The organism is Pseudomonas sp. H1h (assembly GCF_000633255.1).
In the GTDB taxonomy this organism is placed as follows: Bacteria; Pseudomonadota; Gammaproteobacteria; order Pseudomonadales; family Pseudomonadaceae; genus Aquipseudomonas.
In genome coordinates this window covers 1-12324 of sequence record NZ_AYMJ01000004.1, presented here as the reverse complement: position 1 = coordinate 12324, position 12324 = coordinate 1, and the positions used below count along the sequence as shown (strand labels likewise).

Genomic DNA, 12324 nt, shown 5'->3' with positions numbered 1-12324 from the left:
ATTGCCGCTTGTTGGGCGAAATTGACCCCCGGGTTGAATCGACCAACGGCCTCGGAAGGGACAAAAAAGCTGTTATAAAGTTGCGCGCAAACCTTTAAGAGCCACGCCTAATGCGACCATTTTTCAAGACATGGCTAACCATCTGCCTATTAATGCCACTGGCCGCCCACGCCACCAATCGTGAGCAACGTCTTCCCAACGTTAACGGTTTCACCCCTAAATCCCATGCTTCGGCTCCTTCGAGCAAAAGCAGCAAACAAACGAAACACACCACGCTCGCCAGCAAGAATCACGGCAAGCTGGTTCCGCCGATGGCCAACAAGGAAAGCAGCAACGTCCTGAGCCGTGCGGTCAACGTTCTCGGTACTCCTTATCGTTGGGGCGGCAGCAGCCCAAGTAAAGGCTTCGACTGCAGCGGGCTGGTGAAATATGCGTTCAACGACGCCACGTTCGACCTGCCACGCACCTCCAACGCCATGGCCAGCGGTCATGGCGAGAAAGTCGAGCGCAAGGATCTGAAACCGGGCGACCTGATTTTCTTCAACATCAAGAGCCGTCGGGTCAACCACGTTGCCATCTACCTGGGCAACGACCGCTTCATCCACGCACCGCGCCGTGGCAAAGCGGTGAGCATCGACACGCTGAACAAGCCGTACTGGGAACAGCATTACGTGGTTGCCAAGCGTGTGCTGCCCAAAGAGCCTGCCGGCAAGCAGATGCGTGTGGTTCAGCGCTGAGCTGATTGATCCGCAAGTTGTATCGCCAGTACTGACCTCATCGCGAGCAGGCTCGCTCCCACATGGAAATGCATTCCAATGTGGGAGCGGGCCTGCTCGCGAAGAGGCCGTGAAAGCACCGCAAGCCTCCTTCAGAAATTATCCGGCGTACGCGCCTTCTCCCGCGCATGCTCGCGGCTGATCAAGCCCTTGGTCACCAGCTCCTTCAGGCACATGTCGAGTGTCTGCATCCCCAACGCCCCACCGGTCTGAATCGCCGAATACATCTGCGCCACCTTATCCTCGCGGATCAGGTTACGGATCGCCGACGTTCCCAGCATGATCTCGTGCGCCGCCACCCGTCCGCCGCCGATCTTCTTGATCAGCGTCTGCGAGACCACTGCCAGCAGCGATTCCGACAGCATCGAACGCACCATCGACTTCTCGTCCCCCGGGAACACATCCACCACCCGGTCGATGGTTTTCGCCGCCGAGGTGGTGTGCAGCGTGCCGAACACCAGATGGCCGGTTTCGGCGGCGGTCAGGGCCAGGCGAATGGTTTCCAGGTCGCGCATCTCGCCCACCAGAATCACGTCCGGGTCTTCGCGCAACGCCGAACGCAGGGCGGTGGCGAAGCTGCGAGTGTCGCGGTGCACCTCGCGCTGGTTGATCAGGCATTTGCGCGATTCGTGGACGAACTCGATCGGGTCTTCGATGGTGAGGATGTGGTGATGGCGATGGGTGTTGAGGTAATCGATCATCGCCGCCAGCGTGGTCGATTTGCCGGAGCCGGTCGGCCCGGTCACCAGCACCAGCCCGCGCGGCGCATCAGTGATCTTGCGAAACACGTCGCCCATGCCGAGGTCTTCCATGCTCAGCACTTTCGACGGAATGGTGCGAAACACCGCGCCGGCGCCCCGGTTCTGGTTGAAGGCATTGACTCGAAAGCGCGCCACACCGGGGACTTCGAACGAAAAATCCGTTTCCAGGTGTTTCTCGAAGTCGACCCGCTGGGTGTCGTTCATGATGTCGTAGATCAATTCGTGCACTTGCTTGTGATCCAGCGCCGGCAGATTGATCCGCCGCACATCACCATCGACACGGATCATCGGCGGCAGACCGGCCGACAGATGCAGGTCGGAAGCGCCCTGTTTGGCGCTGAACGCCAGCAGTTCAGTGATATCCATAGCGTCCCTCAATTCCAGTAGAATGCCGCGAACCTTCAGACCGCCGGCGCCTCTTGATGTCCACGATAGCAGACAACATCCTTCAGGTTAGTTCGCGCATCCAGGCCGCCACCGCCGCTGCCGGGCGCGCTGAAAACAGCGTTCAGTTGCTCGCCGTGAGCAAGACCAAGCCCGCCGGGGATCTGCGTGAAGCCCACGCCGCCGGCCTGCGTGATTTCGGCGAGAACTATCTGCAGGAAGCCCTGGGCAAACAGCTCGAGCTGGCCGACCTGCCCTTGATCTGGCACTTCATCGGCCCCATTCAATCGAACAAGACTCGCGCCATTGCCGAGCATTTCGACTGGGTGCACTCCGTGGATCGCCTGAAAATTGCCCAACGCCTGTCCGAACAGCGCCCGGCCGACCTGCCGCCGCTGAATATCTGCATTCAGGTCAATGTCAGCGGCGAAGCCAGCAAATCCGGCTGCACCCCGGCCGATCTGCCGGCGTTGGCCGAGGCCATCAGCGCCCTGCCGCGCCTGAAGTTGCGCGGGTTGATGGCGATTCCCGAGCCGACCGAAGATCGCGCCGAACAGGACGCCGCGTTTGCTGCCGTGCAACGCCTGCAGGCCAGCCTGAATCTGCCGCTCGACACACTTTCCATGGGCATGAGCCACGACCTCGAGTCGGCCATCGCCCAAGGCGCCACCTGGGTGCGGATCGGTACCGCCCTGTTTGGTGCCCGCGACTACGGCCAGCCATGAAATGGCTGACAAACCTCTGAATAAGGACCTGACATGAGCAACACACGTATTGCCTTTATCGGTGCCGGCAACATGGCCGCCAGTCTGATCGGCGGCCTGCGCGCCAAGGGTCTGCAAGCCAGTCACATCCGCGCCAGCGATCCGGGTGAAGAGACGCGCAATCGCGTCAGCGCCGAACACGGCATCGAAACCTTTGCCGATAACGCTCAGGCCATCGATGGCGTCGACGTTATCGTGCTGGCGGTCAAGCCACAGGCGATGAAAGCCGTGTGTGAAGCTCTCCGCCCGAGCCTGAAACCACAGCAGTTGGTGGTCTCGATCGCTGCTGGCATCACTTGCGCGAGCATGACCGCGTGGCTCGGCGAGCAGCCAATCGTGCGCTGCATGCCCAACACCCCGGCGCTGCTGCGTCAGGGCGTCAGCGGCCTGTACGCCACCAGCGAAGTGACCGCCGAGCAGCGTCAGCAGGCCGAAGAACTGCTGTCCGCCGTGGGCATCGCCCTGTGGCTGAACGAAGAGCAACAACTGGACGCGGTAACCGCCGTCTCCGGCTCCGGCCCGGCGTATTTCTTCCTGCTGATCGAAGCGATGACCGCCGCCGGCGTCAAACTCGGCCTGCCGCAGGAAGTCGCTGAGCAACTGACTCTGCAGACGGCGCTGGGCGCCGCGCACATGGCAGTCTCCAGTGACGTCGACGCTGCTGAATTGCGTCGCCGCGTGACCTCGCCAAATGGCACCACGGAAGCTGCAATCAAATCGTTCCAGGCCGGCGGCTTCGAAGCCCTGGTGGAAAAAGCACTCGGCGCCGCCGCGCACCGCTCGGCCGAAATGGCCGAACAACTGGGCAAATAAGGAGCCTTACATGATTGGATTGAACACCGCAGCGGTTTACGTGCTGCAAACCCTTGGCAGCCTGTACCTGTTGATCGTGCTGCTGCGCTTCGTCCTGCAACTGGTGCGGGCGAACTTCTACAACCCGTTGTGCCAGTTCGTGGTCAAGGCCACCCAGCCGCTGCTCAAGCCTCTGCGTCGGGTTATCCCCAGCGTATTCGGCCTCGACATGTCGTCGCTGGTCCTGGCGATTCTGGTGCAACTGGCCCTGATGGCCCTGACCCTGCTGCTGACCTACGGCACCACCGGCAACCCGCTGCAGCTGTTCATCTGGTCGATCATCGGCGTGACAGCGCTGTTCCTGAAGATTTTCTTCTTCGCCCTGATCATCAGTGTGATCCTGTCGTGGGTCGCCCCGGGCAGTCACAACCCGGGCGCTGAACTGGTGAACCAGATCTGCGAACCGGCGCTGGCACCGTTCCGCAAGATCCTGCCGAACCTCGGCGGTCTGGACCTGTCGCCGATCTTCGCCTTCCTCGCGCTGAAGCTGATCGACATGCTGGTGATCAACAATCTGGCGGCGATGACGATGATGCCGGAAATCCTGCGCCTGCTGATGTGAGCTGGTTTCGCTGGGACGGGGACGACCTGATCCTCGAATGTCATCTGCAACCGGCAGCCCGCAGCGATGATTTCTGCGGGCTGCACGGTGATCGCTTGAAGATTCGCCTCACCGCGCCGCCGGTCGAGGGCAAGGCCAATGCTTATCTGATGGGCTTTCTGGCCAAGGCTTTCGGGGTCTCGAAGAGCCAGGTCAGTTTGCTCAGCGGTGAGTTGAACCGGCAGAAACGGGTGAAGATTTGCTCGCCGAAGAAGTTGCCGGAGTTGCCTGATCTGATGCGACCAATCTGATGTACCGAGTCGCCCCATTCGCGAGCAAGCCCGCTCCCACAGGGGAATGCATTCCAGGGATCTGACTTCTAAATGCCCTCCCACAGGGGATCGCATTCCCCTGTGGGAGCGAGCCTGCTCGCGAATGGCTGCACCTCGGTCCAGAGCGAACACATCAGGGCCCGATCGTTGCTTGCCGCTAACCCCCCCGGTCTTTAGACTTACGCCTCATTTCAACGAGAGCAGGGTCGATGCCAGCTGCCTTTCCCCCCGATTCTGTTGGTCTGGTGACGCCGCAAACGGCGCACTTCAGTGAACCCCTGGCATTGGCCTGTGGACGTTCGCTGCCGGCCTATGACCTGATCTACGAAACCTACGGCACGCTGAACGCGCAGGCGAGCAACGCCGTGCTGATCTGCCACGCCTTGTCCGGCCATCACCATGCCGCCGGCTTTCACAGCGTCGACGACCGCAAGCCCGGTTGGTGGGACAGCTGTATCGGCCCGGGCAAGCCGATCGATACCAACAAGTTCTTCGTGGTCAGTCTCAACAACCTCGGCGGCTGCAACGGCTCCACCGGGCCGAGCAGTATCAATCCGGACACCGGCAAGCCGTTCGGCGCCGACTTCCCGGTGCTCACTGTGGAAGACTGGGTGCACAGCCAGGCGCGTCTGGCTGACCTGCTCGGCATCCGTCAGTTCGCGGCAGTGATAGGCGGGAGCCTCGGCGGCATGCAGGCCCTGCAGTGGACCATCACCTACCCGGATCGCGTGCGTCACTGTCTGGCCATCGCCTCGGCCCCCAAGCTCTCGGCGCAGAACATCGCCTTCAACGAAGTGGCGCGTCAGGCCATCCTCACCGACCCCGAGTTCCACGGTGGTTCGTTCCAGGAACAAGGCGTGATCCCCAAGCGCGGGCTGATGCTGGCGCGGATGGTCGGGCACATCACGTACCTGTCCGACGACTCGATGGGCGAGAAATTCGGCCGTGGCCTGAAGAGCGAGAAGCTCAACTACGACTTCCACAGCGTCGAGTTCCAGGTCGAAAGCTACCTGCGTTATCAGGGCGAAGAGTTCTCCGGCCGTTTCGATGCCAACACCTATCTGTTGATGACCAAGGCACTGGACTACTTCGATCCGGCGGCGAACTTCGACGATAACCTGGCGAAAACCTTCGAGAACGCCACGGCCAAATTCTGTGTGATGTCGTTCACCACTGACTGGCGCTTCTCCCCGGCCCGCTCGCGGGAGCTGGTGGACGCGTTGATGGCGGCGCGCAAAGACGTCAGCTATCTGGAGATCGACGCACCACAGGGCCACGACGCCTTCCTGATTCCGATCCCGCGTTATTTGCAGGCGTTCGGCAATTACATGAACCGAATCACGTTGTGAGAAAGCCATGAGAGCTGATCTGGAAATCATCCAGGAATGGATCCCCGCCGGCAGCCGCGTCCTCGACCTCGGTTGCGGTGACGGCGAACTGCTGACCTGGCTGCGCGACCACAAGCAGGTCACCGGTTATGGCCTGGAAAACGACGCGGACAACATCGCCGAGTGTGTGGCCAAGGGCATCAACGTCATCGAGCAGGACCTGGACAAGGGCCTGGGCAACTTCGCCAGCAATAGCTTCGACATCGTGGTCATGACCCAGGCTCTGCAGGCCGTGCATTACCCGGACAAGATCCTCGACGAAATGCTCCGGGTCGGTCGCCAGTGCATCATCACTTTCCCCAACTTCGGCCACTGGCGCTGCCGCTGGTACCTGGCGAGCAAGGGCCGCATGCCGGTGTCCGAGTTCCTGCCGTACACCTGGTACAACACGCCGAACATCCACTTCTGCACCTTCGAAGACTTTGAAGAACTTTGTCGCGAACGTGATGCGAAGGTCATTGATCGGCTTGCCGTGGATCAACAGCACCGTCACGGGTGGGCCAGTAAGCTATGGCCTAATCTGTTAGGTGAGATAGGTATCTACCGCGTCAGCAGCCCGGTGCTTGCAGATCATCGGGTCGCGGTCTGAACCACGACATTTCGAGGAGCACGATCATGGGTCGTCTAGCGTTGTTGTTATTAACCGCCTGCCTGAGCGTCACGGCCATGGCAGCCGACGTCATCAAAAGCGAACGCCAGGAAACCTTCGGCGACGTGACGGTGCACTACAACACCTTCAACTCCACGTATTTGCAGCCAGACATCGCCAAGGCTGCCGAGCTGATCCGCAGCAAGAACCAGGGCGTGATCAATGTCTCGGTGATCAAGGACGGCAAACCGTTGATCGCCAGCGTCACCGGCACGGTCAAAGACCTGACCAGCCAGAGCGTGCCGCTGAATTTCCGTCAGATCACCGAACAGGGCGCGATCTACTACATCGCCCAATACCCGGTGGACCAGCAGGAAACGCGCACCTTTGAAATCAAGGTGCAGAACGGTGACAAGATCAACACCATCAATTTCAACCAAGAACTCTTTCCCGGCGAATGATGAACCTCAAGCAACTCGTACTGGCCAGCCATAACGCCGGCAAACTCAAAGAACTCCAGGCCATGCTCGGCGACTCGGTGCAACTGCGCTCGATCGGCGAATGGAGCAAGGTCGAGCCGGAAGAAACCGGTCTGTCGTTCGTCGAGAACGCGATCCTCAAGGCCCGCAATGCCGCGCGCCTTTCCGGCCTGCCGGCGCTGGCCGATGATTCCGGTCTGGCGGTGGACTTCCTCGGCGGCGCGCCGGGTATCTACTCGGCGCGCTACGCCGACGGCAAGGGCGATGCGGCGAACAATGCCAAACTGCTCGAAGCCCTGAAAGACGTGCCTGAAGCCGAGCGCGGCGCGCAATTCGTCTGCGTGTTGGCGCTGGTGCGCCACGCCGACGATCCGTTGCCGATCCTCTGCGAAGGCCTGTGGCACGGGCGCATCCTGACCGCCGCCAGCGGCGAACACGGTTTCGGCTACGACCCGCTGTTCTGGGTGCCGGAACGTGACGTGTCCAGCGCCGAACTGAGCCCGGCCGACAAGAACCAGATCAGCCACCGCGCCCGTGCAATGGATCTGCTGCGCCAGCGTCTGGGCCTGAAATGACCGCCAGCCCCTCTGCGTCGTCGCTGATCATCGGCGGCGCCGCCTCCTCGCCTCGGGCACCGCTGCCGACGCTGCCGCCCCTGGCGCTGTACATCCACATCCCGTGGTGTGTACGCAAATGCCCGTATTGCGATTTCAACTCGCACACCGCCAGCCCGGTGCTGCCGGAGCAGGAATACGTCGATGCGCTGCTGGCCGATCTCGATCAGGACCTGCACGCGGTGTACGGGCGCGAAATCAGTTCGATCTTCTTTGGCGGCGGCACGCCGAGCCTGTTCAGTGCCGAAGCGCTTGGGCGTTTGCTCAAAGGCGTCGAGGAGCGCATTCCGTTCGCCCCTGATATCGAAATTACGCTGGAAGCCAACCCCGGCACCTTCGAACAAGATAAGTTCGTCGCGTACCGCAAACTGGGGATCAATCGCCTGTCGATCGGTATCCAGAGCTTCCAGCAGCAGAAGCTTGAAGCCCTTGGACGCATCCACAACGGCGACGAAGCGGTGCGCGCGGCCGGTATGGCGCGGCAGGCCGGGTTCGATAACTTCAACCTCGACTTGATGCATGGCCTGCCCGATCAATCGCTGGACGATGCCTTGAGCGACCTGCGCCAGGCGATCAAGCTGAAACCGACGCACATCTCCTGGTATCAGCTGACACTGGAGCCGAACACGGTGTTCTGGAACCAGCCGCCGGTGCTGCCGGAAGACGACACGCTGTGGGACATTCAAGAGGCCGGGCAAGCGCTGCTGGCGGAACACGGTTACGCGCAATACGAAGTGTCGGCCTACGCCCAGCCCGGACGCCCGGCGCGGCATAACCTCAATTACTGGAGTTTCGGCGACTTCATCGGTATCGGTGCCGGCGCCCACGGCAAGCTCAGCCACCCGGACGGACGCATCGTCCGGACCTGGAAAACGCGCCTGCCGAAGGACTATCTGAACCCGGCCAAGAGCTTCCAGGCCGGCGAGAAAGCCCTGGGCAACGACGAGATGCCGTTCGAGTTCCTGATGAACGCGCTGCGCCTGACGGCTGGTGTGGAATCGCACCTGTACCCGGAGCGCACCGGCCTGCCCCTGGAAAGTCTCGCCGAACACCGCAAGGAGGCCGAACAAAGCGGCCTGATGCAGGTCGAACCGTCACGTCTGGCGGCCACCGAGCGCGGACAACTCTTTCTCAACGACTTGCTGCAGAAATTTCTGAGCTGAGCCCACGCCCCAACGGCAGCCCCAAGGAAAAACGCATGGATTTGATACTCGACCTGCTCGCCACCGTGTCCCGCTGGAGCCGCAGCAATCTCTCGGAAATCGCCCTGGCCCTCGTGGGCTGCCTGCTGGTGCTGTTTGGCGCCGACTTCAAAGGCTGGGTCGAACAACGCCTGGGCAGCATCGCCGGCGCCCTGCGCGTACCGCTGATGGCCCTGCTGTGCGTGATCGGCAGTGGCGCAGCGCTGATCTACGCCACGCCGTGGGTGGTCAAGGGCTTGAGCCAGTTCAACAACTACAGCCTGGCGCCGGTGTTGTTGGTGGTGCTGGTGCTGATCGGCGTCGTCGCTGACCGCCGCTGATCTTTTCAGCCGACCCAAAAACAACTGTGGGAGCGGGCTTGCTCGCGAAAGCTATCGATCATTCAACGTTGATGTTGACTGATCCGATGCCTTCGCGAGCAAGCCCGCTCCCACATTCGGTTTTGCGTGATGCTCAGGACTGTTTCTCGAACTTCAGATCCCACACACCGTGCCCAAGACGTTCGCCGCGACGTTCGAACTTGGTGATCGGGCGTTCGGCCGGGCGTGGTACGCATTTGCCGTCTTCGGCGAGGTTGCGATAGCCCGGAGCAACGTTCATCACTTCCAGCATGTATTCGGCGTACGGTTCCCAGTCGGTGGCCATGTGCAGGATGCCGCCAACCTTCAGCTTGCTGCGCACCAGCTCGGCGAAGGACGCCTGAACGATGCGACGCTTGTGGTGACGGCTCTTGTGCCATGGGTCCGGGAAGAACAGCATCAGGCGATCGAGGCTGTTATCGGCGATGCAGCGGTTGAGCACTTCGATCGCATCGCAATCGTAGACGCGCAGGTTGGTCAGGCCCTGGGTCAGTACGCCATTGAGCAGCGCGCCAACACCCGGCCGGTGCACTTCAACACCGATGAAGTCCTGATCCGGCGCGGCCGCGGCCATCTCCAGCAGCGAGTGGCCCATGCCGAAACCGATCTCCAGCGAGCGCGGTGCCGAACGGCCGAACACTTGATCGTAATCCACCGGCGCGTCGGCCAGTGGCAGCACGTACAGCGGCGCGCCCTGATCCAGACCACGTTGCTGGCCTTCGGTCATGCGCCCGGCGCGCATCACGAAACTCTTGATGCGGCGGTGTTGGCGCTCGTCGCCCTCTTCCGTCTGGATAGGCGTGTCGTTCGATTCAGTCATCAATGGCTCTTACTTGATCAGACCATCCAGCGGCGAAGAGGCGCTGGCATAGAGTTTTTTCGGCATACGACCAGCGAGGTAGGCCAGACGGCCTGCAACGATGGCGTGTTTCATGGCTTCGGCCATCATCACCGGTTGCTGGGCGTGGGCGATGGCCGAGTTCATCAGCACCGCATCGCAACCCAGCTCCATGGCGATGGTTGCGTCGGACGCCGTGCCGACACCGGCATCGACCAACACAGGAATCCTGGCTTCTTCAAGGATGATCTGCAGGTTGTACGGGTTGCAGATCCCCAGGCCCGAACCGATCAGACCGGCCAGTGGCATGACCGCGATGCAGCCGATGTCCGCCAGTTGGCGAGCGATAATCGGATCATCGCTGGTGTACACCATCACGTCGAAGCCTTCCTTGACCAGCGTTTCCGCGGCTTTGAGGGTTTCAATCACGTTGGGGAACAGGGTTTTCTGGTCGGCCAGCACTTCCAGCTTCACCAGGTTGTGGCCGTCGAGCAGTTCACGGGCCAGACGGCAGGTGCGCACAGCTTCGATGGCGTCGTAGCAACCGGCGGTGTTTGGCAGGAAGGTGTAGCGCTCCGGCGACAGCACGTCGAGCAGGTTCGGCTCGCCTTCGATCTGACCGAGGTTGGTGCGGCGCACGGCGAAGGTGACGATCTCGGCACCCGAGGCTTCGATGGCCTGACGGGTTTCTTCCATGTCACGGTACTTGCCGGTACCAACCAGCAAACGCGACTGGTAAGTACGACCGGCCAGGACGAAAGGCTTGTCGCTACGAACGATGCTCATGGGGAGTCCTCTTTAGGGGTGAGGGTCTTGCAGAATTCTGTGCCCTTGCGAGCCGGGCGGCTAGCCGCCGCCGATGGCGTGCACCACTTCGACGTTGTCGCCGTCGTTGAGCGTGGTCTCGGCATGCTGGCTGCGCGGGACGATATCCAGATTGAGCTCGACTGCTACCCGGCGTCCGGTCAGTTCCAGACGGGTCAGCAGGGCCGCAACGGTTTCACCGTCGGGCAGTTCAAGGGATTCGCCGTTCAACTGAATGCGCATGCGCTAGGCCGCCATCATTTTTAGGGGCTGGCATTCTAGCCCGATCAGACTGGGCGACCCAAGCCATTCATCGTGAAATGGACTGCCCGGTCAGCTCAACCGCCAGGCGGCGAGGCCCAGGCACAGCCAGCCCACCAGAAACGCCAGGCCGCCGAACGGGGTGATGATGCCGAGCTTGCTGATGCCGGTGGTGGTCAGCAGATACAGACTGCCAGAGAACAACAGGATGCCGACGGTGAACGAAGCTCCCGCCCAAGTCACCAGCCGCCCCTGAATTTGCGAAGCGAGTAGCGCCACGCCGAACAGCGCCAGGGTGTGCACCAGTTGATAGGTCACGCCCGTGTGGAAGATCGCCAGGTACTCGGGGGTCAGGCGGTTTTTCAGACCATGGGCGGCGAATGCGCCGAGGGCGACACCGGTAAAACCAAAGAAAGCGGCCAGCATCAGAAAGCCACGCAGCATGTGGAACTCCAGTCAGACTCGTTCGGCAGGGTCTGTATAATGGCCCGCTCTATCGGTTCGGCCAAGCCATCTCTATGTTGCGTTCACTTTTGCGTCGTCTCACGAAGGCCCTGCTCTGGTTCGCGGGCGGCAGCGTATTGCTGGTTTTGCTGTTTCGCTTCGTGCCGCCACCGGGGACCGCGCTGATGGTCGAGCGCAAGGTCGAATCCTGGGTCGACGGCGAACCGATCGACCTGCAGCGCACCTGGAAACCGTGGGACGAGATTTCCGATGACCTCAAGGTCGCGGTCATGGCCGGCGAAGACCAGAAGTTTCCCGAGCACTGGGGTTTTGACTTCGGTGCGATCCAGGCGGCGTTGGCCCACAACGAACTCGGCGGCTCGATTCGCGGCGCCAGCACCTTGAGCCAGCAAGTGTCGAAGAACCTGTTCCTGTGGTCGGGTCGCAGCTATCTGCGCAAAGGCCTGGAAGCCTGGTTTACCGCGCTGATCGAGGTGCTCTGGCCCAAGCAGCGAATTCTTGAGGTGTACCTGAACAGCGTCGAATGGGATGACGGTGTGTTTGGCGCCGAAGCCGCAGCCCGCCATCATTTCGGCGTAAGCGCCAAGTCACTGTCGCGTCAGCAGGCGAGTTACCTGGCGGCGGTATTACCTAATCCGCGAGTGTGGAGCGCCAGCCATCCAACCGCGTACGTGTCGCGCCGGGCCGGCTGGATTCGGCAGCAGATGAGCCAGTTGGGCGGGACCAGTTATTTACTGGGACTCAATGATTCACGCCGGGCGCCCTGGGCCGAATAACGCTGAAGATCCCCTGTGGGAGCGGGCTTGCTCGCGAAGGCGGTAGATCATTCAACATTGATGTTGTCTGACACGGCGCCTTCGCGAGCAAGCCCGCTCCCACATTGGTTTTGCGCCAAGCCATAAAAAACGCCCCGAT

At 61.4% G+C, this 12324-nt stretch carries 17 protein-coding genes; 12 read left to right on the top strand and 5 right to left on the bottom strand.

Features of this window, described 5'->3' with window-relative positions; translation table 11 throughout:
• Positions 1-110: 110 nt before the first annotated feature.
• Positions 111-737, top strand: coding sequence for a C40 family peptidase (locus U862_RS0103615; RefSeq protein ID WP_003229112.1), 627 nt, complete (start codon positions 111-113; stop codon positions 735-737).
• 131 nt (positions 738-868) lie between these two features.
• On the opposite strand, the gene U862_RS0103610 is transcribed toward U862_RS0103615, so the two are convergent.
• Positions 869-1903 carry a type IV pilus twitching motility protein PilT gene (locus U862_RS0103610; RefSeq protein WP_025109143.1) on the bottom strand — a complete coding sequence of 345 codons (1035 nt, stop codon included), beginning with the start codon at positions 1901-1903 and terminating at the stop codon, positions 869-871.
• A 56-nt stretch (positions 1904-1959) separates the two neighbouring features.
• Here U862_RS0103610 and U862_RS0103605 point away from each other — a divergent pair, with 56 nt between their 5' ends.
• The 10 genes from U862_RS0103605 (at position 1960) to U862_RS0103560 (ending at position 9002) form a co-directional block, all read left to right on the top strand.
• The gene (locus U862_RS0103605) at positions 1960-2646 is read left to right on the top strand and encodes a YggS family pyridoxal phosphate-dependent enzyme (protein WP_025109142.1); all 687 of its coding nucleotides are present in this window, start codon (positions 1960-1962) and stop codon (positions 2644-2646) included.
• A 33-nt stretch (positions 2647-2679) separates the two neighbouring features.
• Positions 2680-3498, top strand: coding sequence for a pyrroline-5-carboxylate reductase (proC, locus tag U862_RS0103600; protein ID WP_025109141.1), 819 nt, complete (start codon positions 2680-2682; stop codon positions 3496-3498).
• A 10-nt stretch (positions 3499-3508) separates the two neighbouring features.
• Complete coding sequence (locus U862_RS0103595) at positions 3509-4099, top strand: YggT family protein (RefSeq protein ID WP_025109140.1); 591 nt, start codon at positions 3509-3511, stop codon at positions 4097-4099.
• Positions 4096-4389 (top strand): DUF167 domain-containing protein, encoded by a 294-nt coding sequence (locus U862_RS0103590; RefSeq protein WP_025109139.1) that lies wholly within the window; start codon positions 4096-4098, stop codon positions 4387-4389. The genes U862_RS0103595 and U862_RS0103590 overlap by 4 nt, the downstream gene beginning before the upstream one ends.
• Before the next feature lie 230 nt (positions 4390-4619).
• On the top strand, positions 4620-5759 hold the full coding sequence (locus tag U862_RS0103585; protein ID WP_025109138.1) for a homoserine O-acetyltransferase: 1140 nt from the start codon (positions 4620-4622) through the stop codon (positions 5757-5759).
• A gap of 7 nt (positions 5760-5766) precedes the next feature.
• Entirely contained in the window at positions 5767-6387 is a 621-nt protein-coding gene (metW, locus tag U862_RS0103580; protein ID WP_025109137.1) for a methionine biosynthesis protein MetW, read from the top strand.
• Between the two features lie 26 nt (positions 6388-6413).
• On the top strand, positions 6414-6848 hold the full coding sequence (locus tag U862_RS0103575) for a DUF4426 domain-containing protein (RefSeq protein ID WP_025109136.1): 435 nt from the start codon (positions 6414-6416) through the stop codon (positions 6846-6848).
• Positions 6845-7441: an RdgB/HAM1 family non-canonical purine NTP pyrophosphatase gene (gene rdgB, locus U862_RS0103570; RefSeq protein ID WP_025109135.1), complete on the top strand. Its 597-nt coding sequence runs from the start codon at positions 6845-6847 to the stop codon at positions 7439-7441. The genes U862_RS0103575 and rdgB overlap by 4 nt, the downstream gene beginning before the upstream one ends.
• Positions 7438-8643 (top strand): radical SAM family heme chaperone HemW, encoded by a 1206-nt coding sequence (gene hemW, locus U862_RS0103565; protein WP_025109134.1) that lies wholly within the window; start codon positions 7438-7440, stop codon positions 8641-8643. The genes rdgB and hemW overlap by 4 nt, the downstream gene beginning before the upstream one ends.
• 35 nt (positions 8644-8678) lie before the next feature.
• The gene (locus tag U862_RS0103560) at positions 8679-9002 is read left to right on the top strand and encodes a DUF3392 domain-containing protein (RefSeq protein ID WP_003229134.1); all 324 of its coding nucleotides are present in this window, start codon (positions 8679-8681) and stop codon (positions 9000-9002) included.
• A gap of 133 nt (positions 9003-9135) precedes the next feature.
• Here the strand turns inward: U862_RS0103560 and trmB are convergent, their stop codons facing one another.
• From trmB to U862_RS0103540, 4 genes are all read right to left on the bottom strand, one after another.
• Positions 9136-9861: a tRNA (guanosine(46)-N7)-methyltransferase TrmB gene (trmB, locus tag U862_RS0103555; RefSeq protein WP_016983240.1), complete on the bottom strand. Its 726-nt coding sequence runs from the start codon at positions 9859-9861 to the stop codon at positions 9136-9138.
• A gap of 9 nt (positions 9862-9870) precedes the next feature.
• Entirely contained in the window at positions 9871-10665 is a 795-nt protein-coding gene (locus U862_RS0103550) for a thiazole synthase (RefSeq protein WP_025109133.1), read from the bottom strand.
• A 60-nt stretch (positions 10666-10725) separates the two neighbouring features.
• Positions 10726-10926: a sulfur carrier protein ThiS gene (gene thiS / locus U862_RS0103545; protein WP_025109132.1), complete on the bottom strand. Its 201-nt coding sequence runs from the start codon at positions 10924-10926 to the stop codon at positions 10726-10728.
• A 90-nt stretch (positions 10927-11016) separates the two neighbouring features.
• A complete protein-coding gene (locus U862_RS0103540) occupies positions 11017-11388 on the bottom strand; it encodes a DUF423 domain-containing protein (protein ID WP_025109131.1) in 372 nt (123 codons plus the stop codon).
• Positions 11389-11462: 74 nt separating this feature from the next.
• Here U862_RS0103540 and mtgA point away from each other — a divergent pair, with 74 nt between their 5' ends.
• Positions 11463-12185: a monofunctional biosynthetic peptidoglycan transglycosylase gene (gene mtgA / locus U862_RS0103535; RefSeq protein ID WP_025109130.1), complete on the top strand. Its 723-nt coding sequence runs from the start codon at positions 11463-11465 to the stop codon at positions 12183-12185.
• Positions 12186-12324: the final 139 nt, after the last annotated feature.

What these genes read in the sequence shown, in the direction of transcription:
- U862_RS0103615 (WP_003229112.1), top strand. Translation starts at nt 111, where the DNA reads ATGCGACCATTTTTCAAGACATGGCTAACCATCTGCCTATTAATGCCA.
- U862_RS0103610 (WP_025109143.1), bottom strand. Translation starts at nt 1,903, where the DNA reads ATGGATATCACTGAACTGCTGGCGTTCAGCGCCAAACAGGGCGCTTCC.
- U862_RS0103605 (WP_025109142.1), top strand. Translation starts at nt 1,960, where the DNA reads ATGTCCACGATAGCAGACAACATCCTTCAGGTTAGTTCGCGCATCCAG.
- proC (WP_025109141.1), top strand. Translation starts at nt 2,680, where the DNA reads ATGAGCAACACACGTATTGCCTTTATCGGTGCCGGCAACATGGCCGCC.
- U862_RS0103595 (WP_025109140.1), top strand. Translation starts at nt 3,509, where the DNA reads ATGATTGGATTGAACACCGCAGCGGTTTACGTGCTGCAAACCCTTGGC.
- U862_RS0103585 (WP_025109138.1), top strand. Translation starts at nt 4,620, where the DNA reads ATGCCAGCTGCCTTTCCCCCCGATTCTGTTGGTCTGGTGACGCCGCAA.
- metW (WP_025109137.1), top strand. Translation starts at nt 5,767, where the DNA reads ATGAGAGCTGATCTGGAAATCATCCAGGAATGGATCCCCGCCGGCAGC.
- U862_RS0103575 (WP_025109136.1), top strand. Translation starts at nt 6,414, where the DNA reads ATGGGTCGTCTAGCGTTGTTGTTATTAACCGCCTGCCTGAGCGTCACG.
- rdgB (WP_025109135.1), top strand. Translation starts at nt 6,845, where the DNA reads ATGATGAACCTCAAGCAACTCGTACTGGCCAGCCATAACGCCGGCAAA.
- hemW (WP_025109134.1), top strand. Translation starts at nt 7,438, where the DNA reads ATGACCGCCAGCCCCTCTGCGTCGTCGCTGATCATCGGCGGCGCCGCC.
- U862_RS0103560 (WP_003229134.1), top strand. Translation starts at nt 8,679, where the DNA reads ATGGATTTGATACTCGACCTGCTCGCCACCGTGTCCCGCTGGAGCCGC.
- trmB (WP_016983240.1), bottom strand. Translation starts at nt 9,861, where the DNA reads ATGACTGAATCGAACGACACGCCTATCCAGACGGAAGAGGGCGACGAG.
- U862_RS0103550 (WP_025109133.1), bottom strand. Translation starts at nt 10,665, where the DNA reads ATGAGCATCGTTCGTAGCGACAAGCCTTTCGTCCTGGCCGGTCGTACT.
- thiS (WP_025109132.1), bottom strand. Translation starts at nt 10,926, where the DNA reads ATGCGCATTCAGTTGAACGGCGAATCCCTTGAACTGCCCGACGGTGAA.
- U862_RS0103540 (WP_025109131.1), bottom strand. Translation starts at nt 11,388, where the DNA reads ATGCTGCGTGGCTTTCTGATGCTGGCCGCTTTCTTTGGTTTTACCGGT.
- mtgA (WP_025109130.1), top strand. Translation starts at nt 11,463, where the DNA reads ATGTTGCGTTCACTTTTGCGTCGTCTCACGAAGGCCCTGCTCTGGTTC.